The organism is Enterobacter sp. 237C8 (assembly GCF_034106865.1).
Classification (GTDB): Bacteria; Pseudomonadota; Gammaproteobacteria; order Enterobacterales; family Enterobacteriaceae; genus Enterobacter; species Enterobacter asburiae_B.
This window is the reverse complement of record NZ_JAWNDF010000001.1, coordinates 595730-612085: the sequence shown is the minus strand read 5'-3', so window position 1 is coordinate 612085 and position 16356 is coordinate 595730. Positions and strand designations below refer to the sequence as shown.

13 protein-coding genes are annotated in these 16356 nt (G+C 55.8%); 7 read left to right on the top strand and 6 right to left on the bottom strand.

Features of this window, described 5'->3' with window-relative positions; translation table 11 throughout:
• The first annotated feature begins 31 nt into the window (after positions 1-31).
• A complete protein-coding gene (locus USF70_RS02975; protein ID WP_320735255.1) occupies positions 32-1306 on the top strand; it encodes a hypothetical protein in 1275 nt (424 codons plus the stop codon).
• Between the two features lie 144 nt (positions 1307-1450).
• Here the strand turns inward: USF70_RS02975 and USF70_RS02970 are convergent, their stop codons facing one another.
• From USF70_RS02970 to clpS, 3 genes are all read right to left on the bottom strand, one after another.
• On the bottom strand, positions 1451-1888 hold the full coding sequence (locus USF70_RS02970; protein WP_213787506.1) for a hypothetical protein: 438 nt from the start codon (positions 1886-1888) through the stop codon (positions 1451-1453).
• A 481-nt stretch (positions 1889-2369) separates the two neighbouring features.
• The gene (clpA, locus tag USF70_RS02965; protein WP_008499992.1) at positions 2370-4649 is read right to left on the bottom strand and encodes an ATP-dependent Clp protease ATP-binding subunit ClpA; all 2280 of its coding nucleotides are present in this window, start codon (positions 4647-4649) and stop codon (positions 2370-2372) included.
• Between the two features lie 27 nt (positions 4650-4676).
• The gene (clpS, locus tag USF70_RS02960; protein ID WP_006174393.1) at positions 4677-4997 is read right to left on the bottom strand and encodes an ATP-dependent Clp protease adapter ClpS; all 321 of its coding nucleotides are present in this window, start codon (positions 4995-4997) and stop codon (positions 4677-4679) included.
• 267 nt (positions 4998-5264) lie between these two features.
• Here clpS and cspD point away from each other — a divergent pair, with 267 nt between their 5' ends.
• On the top strand, positions 5265-5486 hold the full coding sequence (cspD, locus tag USF70_RS02955) for a cold shock-like protein CspD (RefSeq protein ID WP_006809408.1): 222 nt from the start codon (positions 5265-5267) through the stop codon (positions 5484-5486).
• Between the two features lie 70 nt (positions 5487-5556).
• Here cspD and macB read toward each other — a convergent pair whose 3' ends face one another.
• Complete coding sequence (macB, locus tag USF70_RS02950; protein ID WP_032658224.1) at positions 5557-7497, bottom strand: macrolide ABC transporter ATP-binding protein/permease MacB; 1941 nt, start codon at positions 7495-7497, stop codon at positions 5557-5559.
• The gene (gene macA / locus USF70_RS02945) at positions 7494-8609 is read right to left on the bottom strand and encodes a macrolide transporter subunit MacA (protein WP_096150398.1); all 1116 of its coding nucleotides are present in this window, start codon (positions 8607-8609) and stop codon (positions 7494-7496) included. The genes macB and macA overlap by 4 nt, the downstream gene beginning before the upstream one ends.
• A gap of 159 nt (positions 8610-8768) precedes the next feature.
• On the opposite strand from macA, the gene USF70_RS02940 reads away from it, so the two are divergent.
• The gene (locus tag USF70_RS02940) at positions 8769-9725 is read left to right on the top strand and encodes a VirK/YbjX family protein (RefSeq protein WP_320735254.1); all 957 of its coding nucleotides are present in this window, start codon (positions 8769-8771) and stop codon (positions 9723-9725) included.
• Here the strand turns inward: USF70_RS02940 and USF70_RS02935 are convergent.
• Complete coding sequence (locus USF70_RS02935; RefSeq protein ID WP_029739481.1) at positions 9722-11380, bottom strand: ATP-dependent endonuclease; 1659 nt, start codon at positions 11378-11380, stop codon at positions 9722-9724. The genes USF70_RS02940 and USF70_RS02935 overlap by 4 nt on opposite strands.
• Before the next feature lie 372 nt (positions 11381-11752).
• Here USF70_RS02935 and aqpZ point away from each other — a divergent pair, with 372 nt between their 5' ends.
• From aqpZ to hcr, 4 genes are all read left to right on the top strand, one after another.
• Positions 11753-12448 carry an aquaporin Z gene (gene aqpZ, locus USF70_RS02930; RefSeq protein ID WP_033145073.1) on the top strand — a complete coding sequence of 232 codons (696 nt, stop codon included), beginning with the start codon at positions 11753-11755 and terminating at the stop codon, positions 12446-12448.
• A gap of 178 nt (positions 12449-12626) precedes the next feature.
• Positions 12627-13526: a lysine exporter LysO family protein gene (locus USF70_RS02925; protein WP_033145072.1), complete on the top strand. Its 900-nt coding sequence runs from the start codon at positions 12627-12629 to the stop codon at positions 13524-13526.
• Between the two features lie 144 nt (positions 13527-13670).
• The gene (hcp, locus tag USF70_RS02920; protein WP_033145071.1) at positions 13671-15323 is read left to right on the top strand and encodes a hydroxylamine reductase; all 1653 of its coding nucleotides are present in this window, start codon (positions 13671-13673) and stop codon (positions 15321-15323) included.
• A 10-nt stretch (positions 15324-15333) separates the two neighbouring features.
• On the top strand, positions 15334-16302 hold the full coding sequence (gene hcr, locus USF70_RS02915; protein WP_214538259.1) for an NADH oxidoreductase: 969 nt from the start codon (positions 15334-15336) through the stop codon (positions 16300-16302).
• The last annotated feature ends 54 nt before the right edge of the window (positions 16303-16356 follow it).

Sequence of the window (16356 nt, the reverse complement as noted above, 5' to 3'; positions counted from 1 at the left end):
CACGAAAATTTACGACTAACAGAATCAGTTGGTGAAGCCCATGGAATCCGCTCCAAAAATAGATCTCAATGTTTGTAAAAGCTGGTCATGTCCAAATCTCGGAATACCAGATGCGAATGATTATGTTTTTCCTGTTTATCGTCTGGGCTACGCTGCACTTGAATGTCAAAAATGTGGCAGTCTTCCTCCACTGTTTAATACCAAAGAATGTGACGAGTGGTTCAGTCAATTCATGCAACGAAAATTAGGAAATACAGGACAAGGTTGTCCCCGCTGTTTTACAGCGCACATCATTCGCTATGGATACACAAAAGCCAGAACACCCCGCTTTCAATGTTGTACCTGCCGTTATGTATTTACTCCACACTATGACAATGCTGTAGGCCGGAATAAAAATATCACCCTTCTTTCCCAGCTCGAACAAGGGGTGCACTCTGGTGAAACGACAAACCAAAGGGTCCTTGCGCAAGCGGTTAACGGATTCGAGCACGATCTGCATGTTTCACTCCCTGCGCTAACAAGGGTGTCAACGACCACAATGGTTATACCGTTTCAGGGTCATTCTGCGAGACAGAAACTGTATGTTGTAATCAGTGCCGATGCTGACTCCGGCAAAATTATTCAAATAACAACCAACTATTGCGACTGGAAGGCAGGTGATTCATTGCTCTATCAGGATTCTAAGTCTTTCCCTTCTTCGATACTACCGTCGAGCGACACCGATCTTATTCGGGAGCAAGAGATGCAATTTCTTAAACGGAGTCAATTTGATGAAATTCAGTACGGTAGTGCCGAGCTTAAGCGAAACGATCGCGGAAGCATGGTCCGTCCTGTCATTACCATACACAGTCATTTCCAGAGATTAAAACGACGCTTCCCGGGTGTAACCGATCATTATCTCGCCCATGAGTGCGTTTTGCGCGGCGGCGCTATAACTGCCTGGTCAACAGAAGTCCGACTCGGGAAAACCGATCTTTGGTTTGTGTCTGAAAATATTGAAAACGCCAACCTCTCTGACAAAGCATTTTGCCTTACTGGTAGCTGGAAAATGGGATGGTGGAAAAATGTGTGGCAGCGTTGGGATAATGGCAAGATATGCAAGATGATTGGCCTACTGACCGGACAGCAGAGTACAGCGGAGCCCGCGTTGATTTCACTTGCATCCTGCACTGCATTTGCTGTCTGGCTGAAATCCCATCCATGGTCATTACAGTGTCATAACTTTGGGGCGCGGGTAGTGAGCCAGCATTTAGTGGGTCTTGGCTGTATTTACAACCAACAGATGAAGGAAAATTCAGGCAGTTAAGGGCTACATAACGCGAGCTGTACGGCAGCGAACTGCACTATTTTATTGTCATCAAAAGTTATTAACGGCTTCCCGTAACACCCATTTTTACGAAGATTAATCCATTTGGCGTCAGAGGAACTCCCCCGACGCCTCGGATCGACGTCAGGAAATAATGTGAATTACCGTTTTTGCACTTTGAGGTGCAACGACATCTGCGGCCATCGAATGCGTTATGTCATGCAGCAGTCCCGTCAGGTGCGGCAACATATCGCGGTCAAAATGCGATACCAGCAGTATGTGGTTTAACGCCCGGCAGTAATCACACTGTGCTTCGGTGTCTTCCAGCAACCACTCTTTTTGTCGCGGTTGTTCTGCTTCATCCTCAAATTCCACCACCTGAAAATCACGCATTGATTCTTTGAGGCCGGATTTCATTTCTTCCAGATACGCTCCCAGGCAGCGACAGACGGGCTGCGTTTGTGGGAGTGATGTGCAGTCGAGGAGGATTTCAGTGAGCAATTTGCAGCGCTCTGCAAGGGTTGGGAGATCGGGGTTAAGGGAGAGTTCGCTGTAAAGCAGTGAAAGATTGTTATGTTCCATTTGATTTTGACTCCGTGTGAAATGATGAGATCTCCACCCGAACGCCAACTCAGGTGGCAGACTGAACCGGTTTGGCGTACCGACCCACACGGGAAAATCGGCGCTTCAAAAGAAGCCCCGGTTCAGCCCACCATAATTGAGTCTGCGGATTATATCGCTAGCTTTCAAAAGTGTGAACGAACCTGATGATAGTTGACGTATCAACATCATTTCTCGTGTGTAATCAGGACGCCAATCCTGACACCTGATTTTGCAGGTGCGCCGCCATTTTATTACTGTGGATTTATCCAGCAACTGACTTCGAAAGAAACTGGAAAGCGCCTCGCAAAATTCCTCTGTGGTCTGTTGCCCTCACCCCAACCCTCTCCCACAGGGAGAGGGAGAAAACCCTAAAAACGACAACACTGTTGTCGTTTTGCTTTTACCTTGGCAGGCATAAAAAAACCGGGCAAATGCCCGGTTTTTTACATTAACGTTTAACTCAGTGAGCCGCTTCCGGCTTGTGCTTCGCCGCACTCTGGAAATCGTACGTCAGTTCGTTCTTCGCCTGATCCAGCGCCACGGTCACCTGACCGCCGTCCACCAGCGAGCCAAACAGCAGCTCGTTCGCCAGCGGTTTCTTCAGGTTGTCCTGAATCACGCGCGCCATCGGACGGGCCCCCATCGCACGGTCGTAGCCTTTCTCGGCCAGCCAGTTGCGGGCCTCTTGGCTCACTTCCAGCGACACGCCTTTCTGATCCAGCTGAACCTGCAGCTCGACGATGAACTTGTCCACAACCTGATGGATCACCTCGGTAGACAGATGATCGAACCAGATAATGTTGTCCAGACGGTTACGGAACTCCGGCGTGAAGATCTTCTTGATCTCCTCCATCGCATCGGTGCTGTTATCCTGGTGGATCAGGCCGATGGATTTACGCTCGGTTTCACGCACGCCGGCGTTGGTGGTCATCACCAGCACCACGTTGCGGAAGTCCGCCTTGCGCCCGTTGTTGTCGGTCAGCGTCCCGTTGTCCATCACCTGCAGCAGGATGTTGAACACGTCCGGGTGCGCTTTCTCGATTTCATCGAGCAGCAGGACCGCGTGCGGATGCTTGATCACCGCGTCGGTGAGCAGGCCGCCCTGGTCAAAGCCCACGTAGCCCGGAGGCGCACCAATCAAACGGCTGACGGTGTGACGCTCCATATACTCGGACATATCAAAGCGCAGCAGCTCAATGCCCAGCGCTTTGGAGAGCTGAACCGTCACCTCGGTTTTCCCCACGCCGGTCGGGCCAGCGAACAGGAAGGAACCGACAGGCTTGTGGTCATGCCCCAGCCCGGCGCGGGCCATCTTGATCGCTTCGGTTAAGGCCTCAATGGCTTTATCCTGACCAAAGACCAGCATTTTCAGGCGATTGCCGAGGGTGCGCAGCGTGTCGCGGTCGCTCTGAGAAACGCTCTTCTCAGGGATACGCGCGATGCGGGCCACCACGGACTCAATATCCGCCACGTTAACGGTTTTCTTACGCTTGCTGGCCGGCATCAGGCGCGCACGCGCCCCTGCCTCATCAATCACGTCAATCGCCTTATCCGGCAGATGACGGTCGTTGATGTATTTCACCGCCAGCTCCACCGCGGCACGGACCGCTTTCGCAGTGTAACGCACGTCGTGGTGCGCTTCGTACTTCGGCTTCAGGCCGTTGATGATCTGCACCGTTTCCTCGACGGACGGTTCGGTCACGTCGATTTTCTGGAAGCGACGCGCCAGCGCACGGTCTTTCTCAAAGATGTTGCTGAACTCCTGGTAGGTCGTGGAGCCAATCACGCGGATCTTGCCGCTGGAGAGCAGCGGTTTGATCAGGTTCGCGGCATCCACCTGGCCACCGGAGGCCGCACCTGCGCCGATGATGGTGTGGATCTCATCGATAAACAGGATGCTGTTGGTGTCCTGCTCCAGCTGTTTCAACAGCGCCTTGAAGCGTTTTTCAAAATCACCGCGGTATTTTGTGCCCGCCAGCAGCGAGCCGATATCCAGCGAGTAGATGGTGCAGTCGGCAATCACTTCCGGCACGTCACCCTGCACAATGCGCCAGGCAAGCCCTTCGGCAATCGCGGTTTTACCCACGCCTGACTCACCCACCAGCAGCGGGTTGTTCTTGCGGCGACGGCACAGCACCTGGATCGCGCGCTCCAGCTCTTTATCGCGACCAATCAGCGGGTCGATACCGCCAACGCGAGCAAGCTGGTTAAGGTTGGTGGTGAAGTTTTCCATACGATCCTCCCCGCCTGCTTGCTCTTCATTGTTATTGACCTGATTGCTGGAATCCGATGCCTGGTTAGGCTCGTCTTTGCGCGTTCCGTGAGAAATAAAGTTAACCACGTCGAGGCGGCTGACTTCGTGTTTGCGCAGCAGGTAGGCAGCCTGTGACTCCTGCTCGCTGAAGATGGCGACTAAGACGTTTGCGCCAGTCACTTCGCTACGCCCGGAAGACTGGACGTGGAATACCGCGCGCTGCAGCACGCGCTGGAAGCTGAGCGTCGGCTGCGTGTCGCGCTCTTCTTCACTGGCTGGCAGCACCGGTGTGGTTTGTTCGATGAAGGCTTCGAGTTCCTGACGTAGCGCCACCAGATCCACGGAGCAGGCTTCCAGCGCTTCGCGGGCAGATGGGTTGCTAAGCAGTGCGAGCAGTAAATGCTCGACGGTCATAAACTCATGTCGGTGCTCACGCGCTCTGGCGAAAGCCATGTTTAAACTGAGTTCCAGTTCTTGATTGAGCATAGGCACCTCCCCCAATTTTATGCCTTATCAGGCCTTTTCCAGCGTACACAGCAACGGATGCTCGTTCTCCCTCGCATAGTCGTTCACCATCGCCACTTTGGTTTCCGCCACTTCGGCTGTGAAGATGCCGCAGATAGCTTTGCCACGATAATGAACGGTAAGCATCAGTTGCGTTGCACGTTCTACATCATAAGAAAAGAACTTTTGTAGCACGTCAATAACAAATTCCATCGGCGTGTAATCATCGTTCATTAACATAACTTTATACATAGATGGCGGTTTTAGCGCGTCGCGCACTTTGTCTTCCGCCAGCTGGTCGAAATCCAGCCAATCGTTGGTCTTACCCATTATGCATAACCACTTTGAATCTACCTCAGATGTTAGATAACAATCATCTATTACTGTCATCCGCGATGTCTGTCACAAACTGTTGCAATAGCGTTAACTGCTTCAAACTTTGGTTGATTATTGTCCCATCTCCAGCGCCAAACGCTTGACGACTTCTTTCGTTTCTCTAAATTGTACAAGCGTGAGATGGCGAGGTTTTGAACAGCCCCCACTCCACCACCGGTTCATTCCATCTTAACTTATAAGATTTACGAAGGATGTCGAAGCATGGAAATGGGTACTGTTAAGTGGTTCAACAACGCCAAAGGGTTTGGCTTCATCTGCCCCGAAGGCGGCGGCGAGGATATCTTCGCTCACTATTCCACCATTCAGATGGATGGTTACAGAACGCTCAAAGCCGGGCAGTCCGTCCGGTTCGATGTACATCAGGGACCAAAAGGCAATCATGCCAGCCTAATCGTACCCGTTGAAGCAGAGACGGTTGCATAGCTCTCTGTTTTATTGTGTACATCCCGCAGTCAAAATGCCAGCCCGATCGGCTGGCATTTTTATTTTCGGGTTATTCCCGAGCCAGCGCGTCCACCGGATCCAGCCGCGCCGCGTTGCGGGCGGGCAACCAGCCAAACAAAATGCCGGTAAAGGTCGAACACAAAAATGCGGTAATAATGGCAACCGGCGAGAAGCCAATCTCCCAGCCGGGTAAAAAGAGCTGAAGCGCAAACGCGATCATCATCGAGAGCGCAATACCCATCGCCCCGCCAACCAGACACACCAGCACCGCTTCAATCAAAAACTGCTGCAGCACGTCGCTGGCCCGGGCGCCGACCGCCATGCGAATGCCGATCTCCCGGGTACGTTCGGTTACCGACACCAGCATGATATTCATCACCCCGATGCCGCCGACGACCAGCGAAATCACCGCCACCAGCGTGAGGAACAGCTGAAGAGTACGTGTGGTCTTTTCCGCCGTTTTCAAGAGGCCGTCCATATTCCAGGTGAAGAAATCTTTCTTCCCGTGGCGCAGGGTTAACAGCCGTTCAAGCTGCTGTTCGGCCAGCGCGCTGTCGTAGCCCTCCTTCACGCGTACGGTGATGGAGTTGAGCCAGGACTGCCCCATAATCCGCCCTGAGATGGTGGTGTAGGGCAGCCAGACGCGCAGGATCTTACTGCTGCCAAACATCGACTGCTTCTCTTCCGCCACGCCGATGACCGTGGCAGGCATGTTGCCGACCAGAATCACTTCGCCCACCACGTTGGCTTTGTTTGGGAAGAGCTGCCTGCGCGAGTTCGCGTCCAGCACCACCACCTGCGCCCTGCCCGCCAGCTGCTCGGCGTTGAAGGTAGCGCCTTCGCTGAAGGTCATGCCGTAGACGTTGAAATAGTCTCCGCTCACGCCGTTAGCGCTGGCGGCCACGTCAACGTTGCCCACGCGCAGACGCAGGTTCTGCGAAACCGCAGGCGTGGCGGAGTTCACCCACGGCTGCTTTTGAATCGCCGCCAGATCGTCGTATTTCAGCGCCTGCTGATACTGCGGCTCGTCGTCGCCAAAGTCTTTGCCGGGATAGACATCAATGGTGTTGGTGCCGATGGCGCGAATATCGGCCAGCACCAGCTGCTTCGCCGCGTCGCCCACCACCACGATCGACACCACCGAGGCGATACCGATAATGATGCCGAGCATCGTCAACAGGGTACGCATTTTGTTGGCCGCCATCGCCAGCCAGGCCATGGTCAGCGCTTCGCGAAAGCCGCTGGAGAACTGCCCCCAGCCGGTTGATGCCGGCAGCGCTTCTTTCGGCGCCGCAGCCCTGGACTCACGCGGCGGCGGGTTGCTGACCAGCTCGCCGTCGTGGATCTCGATAATGCGTTCCGCCTGCGCCGCCACCTGCGGATCGTGGGTAACAATGATGACAGTGTGGCCCTGATCGCGAAGCTGGTGAAGGATCGCCATCACCTCTTCGCCGGAATGGCTGTCAAGTGCCCCGGTCGGTTCATCCGCGAGGATCACCTGCCCGCCGTTCATCAGAGCACGGGCAATACTCACGCGCTGCTGCTGGCCGCCGGACAGCTGCGAGGGCTGGTACTCCACCCGCTCCGCCAGCCCCAGACGCGTCAGCAGCATCTGCGCGCGCTCAAGTCGCTTTTTCCGCTCGACGCCCGCATACACCGCAGGCACTTCCACGTTCTGCGCCGCATTCAGGTGAGAAAGCAAATGGTAACGCTGGAAGATAAAGCCGAAATGTTCCCGACGCAGCTTCGCCAGCGCGTCGCCGTCCAGCGTGGAGACATCCGTCCCGGCCACGCGATAGGTACCGCTGGTCGGTTTATCCAGACAGCCGAGAATGTTCATCAGCGTCGATTTACCGGAACCCGATGCCCCGACAATCGCCACCATCTCGCCCGCTTCCACGCGCAGGGAGATGCCCTTCAGCACCTCCACCGGACCGTCGCCTGACGGATAGCTGCGACGAATGTTATTCAGCTCAAGCAGCGCCGTCATTTAGCGGCTCCGGGCAGGCTTTCGCTGACAACAACCTCCTCGCCCTCTTCCAGACCTTTCACCACCACCACGTCGGTGTCGTTGCGCGCGCCGATCACGACCTCACGCTCGCGCGTTTCGCCGTTGCGCAGCACTTTCACTTTATAACGGCTATCCCCGGCGGACTCGCCGAGCGCAGAGAGCGGAATGGTCAGCACGTTCTTCACGCCGGTCAGCTGGATATGCACCTGTGCGGTCATGTCCAGACGCAGCACGCCCTGCGGGTTTGGCACCTCAAAGCGGGCATAGTAGAAGATAGCGTCGTTAACTTTTTCCGGCGTCGGCAGAATGTCTTTCAGCACGCCTTCGTAGCGCGTCTGCGGGTCGCCCAGCACCGTAAACCAGGCGTTTTGTCCGGGCTTAAGATGGATAACATCCGCCTCTGAGACCTGGGCTTTGACCAGCATGGTGCTCATGTCAGCCAGCGTCAGAATGTTTGGCGCCTGCTGCGCGGCAATCACCGTCTGGCCCTGCAGCGTGGTGATCTGGGTGACTTCGCCCGCCATCGGCGCGACGATTTTGGTGTAGTCGAGGTTGGTTTTTGCCGTATCCAGTGAGGCCTGGTTGCGTTTGATCTGCGCGTCAATCGTGCCAATTTGCGCCTGTTTGACCGCCAGTTCTGTGGTGGCAGTATCTAAATCCTGTTTTGAAATAGCCTGGGTTTTGGCCAGCGCCTGCTGACGGGTCAGCGTTACCTGAGCCAGGTTACGCTCTGCCAGCGCCTGCGCACGCTGCGCGCGCAGCTCCATCAGCGTGGCTTCCACCTCGCGGATCTGGTTCTCAGCCTGCTCAGGATCGATAACGCCGAGCAGCTGGCCTTTTTTCACCTTGTCGCCAATCTCAACCGACAGCGTTTTCAGCTGGCCGCTGACCTGAGCGCCGACGTCAACCTTGCGCAGCGCGTCAAGCTTGCCCGTCGCGAGGACGTTTTGCTGCAGTTCGCCCGGGCGAACAATCAGCGTCTGATACTGCGGCACCGGCGCATTCAGCACCTGCCATAGCCAGTACCCACCGGCTAAAACCGCGACCGCCAGCAGCAGAAACAGCGTTCTGCGTTTTCCCTTGAGGTTCATAAATATTCCAAATAAATGTTCTGGCAATTATAAATGTTGATTCTATCTAAACGACTCCTCAACGAAACCCCTGTTCTCCGAAATCGTCCTAATTTGTTTACGAGACGTTGACATTTCCCCTGTTGAAATAGCGATATTCCAAAAGGATTAGGATCTACCATGTCTTCTATCGTCGATACATCACTTTCAAACCTGCCGCAGCCAAAAACCGGCTGGCAACTCTTCAAAAACCTGGCTTTTGGTGAGATCGCACCCGGGCTGGCATGGGAAAAAACCGCCTACCGACGTAAGTTCATGCTGCGTTCACTGGCGACACCGCTCAGCACCGCTCGCCTGCTGTCTGATCTTGCGAAACATCCGCACCTGATGCAAATGCTCCAGGTTCAGCCGGGGCTGCCGTGTCGCCTTCATCGTCCGTGGCTGACGGTCAATATGGATCGACAGCGTGCGCTGGAATCGCTGTCCTGGCACTATCAGATGATGTGCCGCCAGCTGCCGGCGACGCTGACTCATGGTTACCTTTCAAAGCAGGGCGTGACTCTGCTGACCTTAACCGGAAAAGATGAACAGCAATTTACCGTCCGCCTGTGTGCCGACGCGTTTATGGATAAAGAGGGAGAAGCTACCCTCGTTTTCTGTGACAGTCAAAATACGGCGCTGGCGGAGATGACCTTTACGCTATGCCAGTTTGAGGGAAAATCAACGCTGTTCATTGGCGGTTTGCAGGGCGCAAAAGCGCTTGTTCCCCACGAGCTGATCCAGGGTGCGACGAAAGCCTGCCACGGTCTGTTCCCGAAACGTCTGCTGGTCGAGGCCGCAATGACGCTCGGCGCCGCGTTCCCGGTAGAGCAAATAGTCGCCGTCAGTAACGATACCCATATTTATCGCAGCTGGCGCTACCGCAAGAAAAAAGAGGGGAAACTGCTGGCCGATTACGACAGTTTCTGGATCTCCATCGGCGGTGAAAAGCAGGACAACGGTAACTTTATGCTGCCGCTCGTCATGCCGCGTAAACCGATGGAAGAGATTGCCAGCAAAAAACGTTCCGAATATCGCCGCCGCTACGAACTGCTGGATAGCCTGATTCAGCAGGTGAAACAGGCGACCCAGCGCTAATCCGCTTTCCCGCGTGCCAGCCACAGCACGCGGGAGAACATCTTCCGCAGCAGGGTCGGTACCGCCTCCACGCCCCGCCTCCCCGCTTCCGTCGCCACTTCAATGGCTAAATCCGGTTTTGACGAACGGTGAATGGCTTTGGCGATCACCCGCCGCATGTTCATTGGGACATCGACCGGCACCATGGCAATTCGGTGGAAGACGTCGTCGAACCCCTGCCGATACATAAAGTGTTCCATGTCCATCGCGGGCAGCATGGTTAAATGGTCGCGCTCTTCCTCGCGCTCGTTATTCAGCAGGCTCCGCACGGTCGAGGCATATTTTTTACCCGCCTCATCACCGTCTACCAGCACGTGCCACTCGATCCCCATCCGGCGGGCAAATTTTATCAGCGGCTTTAATCCCGACTGGGCGAATTCGATCACCTTAATGCCTTCCGCATCAAAATGGTGGCCGCACTGGCGCGCCAGCTCGTTGATGACCCAGGTTTCCGTCTCCCCCTCCACCAGCAGCCAGCAGCGGGCAAAGAGCGACGACGCCCGATTAAAGCGAATATGAAACGCGATGCGCCGCCCGTCTTCCGCGTTCAAACCGCCCGGCCCAAGCCGGAAAGCGGAGACGCGGGAGGATTCACGCACCAGGCGACAGACGTGTTCTACCGGCGTCAGCGATAATAATTCCCCGGAATTGGTGGTCGTAATGCGCTGTAGCGGCAACAGATTCAGCAGATGCCATGCCACAGAGAGCATGATGGGATGCAGGCGCGTTTCCGGGTCTTCCACCAGCAGCAGCGGCCGGGCGTCCCGGTCCAGACGAACGGTGCCTTTGGCCTGCAGAAGCGTTGAAAACAGCCCCAGCAAAATCACCCGATGGGTGCGACCGCCGGGCCGGTCGATCATCCGGTTAATGATGTCGAGGTAACGCCAGCTTCGCTGCTCATCATGAGAGCGGCGGCGCATCAGACGGTGGCGCGATTCCGACGTGCCCTGCTCGGAAAAATAGTGCTCAAGGAGTTGCACCATTGCGGACAATCCCTGACGAATTTGACCATCCGTCAGATTCTGCGGACGCGACACCAGCTCTCTGGCCAGAAAATCCAGCTCGCGGGCGGTGACTTCCACTTCCGGCATATTGGGTACGGTTCCGTTACGAATACGCCGCATAAAGCGTGCATCGCGCAGGCGTAACACCGGCGTCAGGCGGATCAGGTGGCGGGCCAGATCGTCGATATTGTCCAGCGGGATCGGGTTGGCTTTCTCATCGAGAAAATCACGCAGGGTGAGTACCCCCTCGTTCTCCGCCATCTCGCCTTCCAGCCGATAGAAAATCCGGTGGAAACCGTCATCGCACGGCACCCAGCAGGGTGACAGCGGGCGGAAGCGACGCACGCGGTGACGTCCGGGTTCGGATTCGCGGAACGTCAGGATGATATGCAGGTGCTTCTCGCGCCCCGTCACGTCGCCGGGCGGGAACCAGAAATCGTCGCGGACGAAGTGATACAGATCGTCCTCGGGCGAAAGCAGTAGCGTCAACGCATCCAGCAGGCTGGACTTACCCCACGCGTTCTCGCCGATCAGGACGTTGTTTTGCTCCAGCTGCAGCGACAGGCGGTTAATACCGCGAAACCCGACAATTTCCACACGTTCGAGAAGCATAAATCCCCCGCGATATGATCACTTTTTCCTTCAAGTTATCAGCAGTATAGCGGGATGCAGACGGGCTTGACACTGCAATCCGCCTCCATAACCTGGCGGAAGCACGAAAAATTCAGAATTTATCCATCAGGTTTCATTTGAAATAACCCACATCTCGCAAGATACTACCGCCCGCAAATTGGACTATGCTCTATTTACCTCCAGTTTGAACAAGGATTGACATCACATTGCCTTAAATCAAATTAATCGAATTTATTTAAGTGGCGAAGGGGTGTTGTTGGTTTTTAAAATACGGGCTCTTTGAGTCGTCATCCCTTTATGGCGATATATCCCGCGCGCGGGAATGCGTGCGGATAATTATTTGAGGTGGTTATGTTTAGAAAATTGGCAGCAGAATGCTTTGGTACATTCTGGCTGGTATTTGGTGGCTGCGGTAGCGCCGTTCTGGCAGCAGCATTCCCGGAATTAGGTATCGGTTTTGTCGGCGTCGCGCTGGCGTTTGGTTTAACCGTATTAACCATGGCGTTTGCCGTGGGGCATATTTCCGGCGGTCATTTTAACCCGGCAGTGACGTTAGGTTTATGGGCGGGCGGCCGTTTCCCGGCGAAAGACGTGATTGGCTATATTGTGGCGCAGGTGGTTGGCGGTATTATCGCGGCGGGCGTTCTGTACGTGATTGCCAGCGGTAAAGCCGGCTTCGACGCGGCGGCCAGCGGCTTTGCCTCTAACGGCTTTGGCGAACACTCTCCGGGCGGCTACTCCATGCTGTCTGCCATTGTGATTGAAATCGTGCTGACCGCAGGCTTCCTGCTGGTGATCCACGGCGCAACGGACAAACACGCCCCAGCCGGTTTTGCCCCGATTGCCATTGGTCTGGCGCTGACGCTTATCCACCTGATTTCTATTCCGGTCACCAACACCTCCGTTAACCCGGCACGCAGTACCGCCGTCGCCATCTTCCAGGGCGGCTGGGCGCTTGAGCAGCTGTGGCTGTTCTGGGTGATGCCAGTTATCGGCGGTATTCTGGGTGGCGTGCTGTATCGCACCCTGCTGGAAAAACGCGATTAATCTTTCCTCCCTCTCCCCGTGGTAGAGGGCCGGGGTGAGGGCTACAGGCCGTACACCCCACGTAGACACAAGCCGGGTAAGGCGTAGCCGCCCGGCTTTCTTTTGCCGCTTTACTGAACAGCCTTTATTGGGTAGTGTCACTGGCGCTTAACCGATACTCAAAAAGGACCGGCTGTTCATGTTTTCAGGACTCCTCATCATTTTGCTGCCCTTGATCGTGGGCTATCTTATTCCGCTGCATCGTGAATCCGCATTAAGGCTCATTAATCGATTCCTGAGCTGGATTGTCTACGTTATTCTTTTCTTTATGGGGATTAGCCTGGCATTTCTGGACAACTTATCGGCGAATTTACTCTCCATCCTCCATTATTCTGTCGTCACCGTAGTGGTTATTTTGCTGTGCAATATTGCCGCGCTGCTGTGGCTGGAACGCACTATTCCATGGAAAAATCACCATCATCAGGAAAAACTCCCTTCACGAATTGCAATGGCGCTTGAATCATTAAAATTATGCGGCGTCGTGGTGCTCGGTTTTCTTCTTGGGCTGACCGGTTGGGCATTTTTACAGCACGCGACTGAGGCCAGTGAATATACGCTGATCTTCCTGCTGTTCCTGATCGGTATTCAGCTGCGAAATAATGGCATGACGCTGAAACAAATTGTCCTCAACCGTCGGGGAATGATGGTTGCGGTTATGGTTGTTGCCAGTTCAATGGTGGCGGGCGTCATCAACGCCTTTATTCTCGATCTTCCCCTGAAAACCGGCCTGGCGATGGCGTCCGGTTTTGGCTGGTATTCGCTCTCCGGTATTCTGCTGACCGAATCATTCGGACCGGTGATCGGCAGCGCCGCCTTCTTTAACGATCTGGCGCGCGAGCTGATTGCCATCATGCTGATCCCGAGCCTGGTTCGCCGCAGTCGTTCTACCGCGCTGGGTCTGTGCGGCGCGACGTCGATGGACTTTACCCTGCCGGTACTACAACGCTCCGGAGGTCTGGAGATGGTTCCCGCGGCTATCGTGCACGGCTTTATTTTAAGCCTGCTGGTTCCGGTCCTGATGGCCTTCTTCTCTGCCTGATACTTCTTTGGCGGTAGGTTTCCTGCCGCCAAAATTGCGCTAAATCAATCTCCCTCTATTTTGTAGCAGAAAGCCCTTTTCTCCGTTCTGGCACAGGCATAATCTTAAACATGTATATCAAATATAACTTTAACAGGTGTGATTATGTTTTGTGTGCAATGTGAACAAACCATCCGTACCCCGGCAGGCAATGGCTGCTCTTACGCACAGGGTATGTGCGGCAAAACCGCAGAAACATCTGACCTGCAGGACCTGCTGATTGCGGCTCTGCAAGGCCTTTCCGCATGGGCGTTCAAAGCCCGCGAATACGGTATTGTCGACCACTACGTCGACAGCTTCGCCCCGCGCGCGTTTTTCTCCACGCTGACCAACGTTAACTTCGACTCTCCGCGCATTGTCGGCTACGCCCGCGAAGCGATTGCCCTGCGTGAGGCGCTGAAAGCCCAGTGCCTGAAGGCGGATGCCTCCGCTCGCGTGGAAAACCCGATGTCAGAACTTCAGCTGGTCAGCGACGATTTGGGCGACCTCCAGCGTCAGGCGGCAGAATTCACCCCGAATAAAGACAAAGCGGCGATTGGCGAGAACATTCTCGGCCTGCGCCTGCTGTGCCTGTACGGCCTGAAAGGCGCTGCGGCCTATATGGAGCACGCGCACGTTCTGGGTCAGTACGACAATGAGATTTATGCCCAGTACCACAAAATCATGGCGTGGCTGGGCACCTGGCCTGCCGATATGAACGCCCTGCTTGAGTGCTCAATGGAAATCGGCCAGATGAACTTCCGCGTGATGAGCATTCTGGATGCCGGTGAAACCAGCACCTACGGCCACCCGACGCCGACGCAGGTCAACGTCAAGGCAACCGAAGGCAAGTGCATTCTGATTTCCGGTCACGACCTGAAAGATCTCTACAACCTGCTGAAGCAAACCGAAGGCACCGGCGTTAACGTTTATACCCACGGCGAAATGCTGCCGGCGCACGGCTACCCGGAGCTGCGTAAATTTAAGCATCTCATCGGTAACTACGGCAGCGGCTGGCAGAACCAGCAGGTGGAGTTCGCCCGCTTCCCTGGCCCTATCGTGATGACCTCTAACTGCATCATCGACCCGACCGTCGGCGCGTACGATGACCGCATCTGGACCCGCAGCATCGTTGGCTGGCCGGGCGTGAGCCATCTTGAAGGTGACGATTTCGGTCCGGTTATCGCCCAGGCGCAGCAGATGGCAGGCTTCCCGTACAGCGAGATCCCGCACCTTATTACCGTCGGCTTCGGTCGTGAAACCCTGCTGGGTGCCGCTGATTCGCTGATCGATCTCGTCAGCCGTGAAAAGCTGCGCCACATCTTCCTCGTCGGCGGCTGCGACGGCGCGCGCGGCGAGCGTAACTACTTCACCGATTTCGCCACCAGCGTGCCGGAAGACTGCCTGATCCTGACCCTGGCGTGCGGCAAATACCGTTTCAACAAGCTGGACTTCGGCGACATCGAAGGTCTGCCGCGTCTGATCGATGCAGGCCAGTGTAACGATGCTTACTCGGCCATCATTCTGGCGGTCACCCTGGCGGAGAAACTGGGCTGCGGCGTGAACGACCTGCCGCTGTCGCTGGTGCTGTCATGGTTCGAGCAGAAAGCGATTGTCATCCTCCTGACCCTGCTCTCTCTCGGCGTCACCAACATCGTGACCGGCCCGACCGCGCCTGGCTTCCTGACGCCGGACCTGCTGGCGGTGCTGAACGAGAAATTCGGCCTGCGTTCCGTGACCAACGTTGAAGATGATATGAAACAGCTGCTGAGCGCGTAAGGAGTTATTCATGACCATGCCAACCTCACAATGTCCGTGGCGGATGCAGGTTCATCACATCCATCAGGAGACGCCGGATGTGTGGACGCTGTCGCTGCTGTGCCATGACTACTATCCGTACCGTGCAGGCCAGTACGCGCTGGTCAGCGTTCGCAATTCGGCGGATACGCTGCGCGCCTACACGATCTCCTCCACGCCGGGCGTGAGCGAGTACATTACGCTCACCGTCCGCCGCATTGACGACGGCGCGGGCTCTCAGTGGCTGACGCGGGACGTCAAGCGCGGGGATTATATCTGGCTGTCCGACGCGCAGGGGGAATTCACCTGTGACGATAAGACGGACGATAAATTCCTGCTGCTGGCGGCGGGCTGTGGCGTAACGCCAATTATGTCGATGCGCCGCTGGCTGGCAAAAAATCGCCCGCAGGCCGATGTGCAGTCGATCTTCAGCGTCCGTTCCCCGGAAGATGTGATTTTTGCCGGGGAATGGCGTGATTATCCGGTGACGCTGGTGGCGGAGCACAACGCGACCCACGGCTTTGTGCCCGGTCGCCTGAGCCGCGAGCTGCTGCAAAGCGTACCGGATATCGCGAACCGCACCGTGATGACCTGCGGCCCGGCGCCGTACATGGATATCGTGGAGAAAGAGGTGAAAGCGCTTGGCGTGACCCGCTTCTTCAAAGAGCAGTTCTTCACGCCGGTGGCGGAAGCGGCAACAAGCGGCATTACCTTCACCAAACTGCAGCCTGCGCAGACCTTCTTTGGCCGCGTGGGGACCACGCTGCTGGAGGCGCTGGAAAGCAACAAGGTGCCGGTAGTGGCTGCCTGTCGTGCGGGCGTGTGCGGCTGCTGTAAGACGAAGGTGGTTTCCGGGGAGTACACCGTCACCAGCACCATGACGCTGTCCGACGCGGAAATTGCCGAGGGTTACGTGCTGGCGTGCTCATGCCATCCACAGGGCGATCTGGTCCTCGCATAAACGGTAAGCGTTCGATCGTAGGCCCGGTAAGCGTCAGCGCCACCGGGCTTTTTG

Coding starts and splice junctions, on each gene's coding strand:
- hcp (WP_033145071.1), top strand. CDS start 13,671: ATGTTTTGTGTGCAATGTGAACAAACCATCCGTACCCCGGCAGGCAAT.
- macB (WP_032658224.1), bottom strand. CDS start 7,497: ATGACGGCGCTGCTTGAGCTGAATAACATTCGTCGCAGCTATCCGTCA.
- USF70_RS02940 (WP_320735254.1), top strand. CDS start 8,769: ATGTCTTCTATCGTCGATACATCACTTTCAAACCTGCCGCAGCCAAAA.
- USF70_RS02925 (WP_033145072.1), top strand. CDS start 12,627: ATGTTTTCAGGACTCCTCATCATTTTGCTGCCCTTGATCGTGGGCTAT.
- clpS (WP_006174393.1), bottom strand. CDS start 4,997: ATGGGTAAGACCAACGATTGGCTGGATTTCGACCAGCTGGCGGAAGAC.
- macA (WP_096150398.1), bottom strand. CDS start 8,609: ATGAACCTCAAGGGAAAACGCAGAACGCTGTTTCTGCTGCTGGCGGTC.
- cspD (WP_006809408.1), top strand. CDS start 5,265: ATGGAAATGGGTACTGTTAAGTGGTTCAACAACGCCAAAGGGTTTGGC.
- hcr (WP_214538259.1), top strand. CDS start 15,334: ATGACCATGCCAACCTCACAATGTCCGTGGCGGATGCAGGTTCATCAC.
- aqpZ (WP_033145073.1), top strand. CDS start 11,753: ATGTTTAGAAAATTGGCAGCAGAATGCTTTGGTACATTCTGGCTGGTA.
- USF70_RS02970 (WP_213787506.1), bottom strand. CDS start 1,888: ATGGAACATAACAATCTTTCACTGCTTTACAGCGAACTCTCCCTTAAC.
- clpA (WP_008499992.1), bottom strand. CDS start 4,649: ATGCTCAATCAAGAACTGGAACTCAGTTTAAACATGGCTTTCGCCAGA.
- USF70_RS02935 (WP_029739481.1), bottom strand. CDS start 11,380: ATGCTTCTCGAACGTGTGGAAATTGTCGGGTTTCGCGGTATTAACCGC.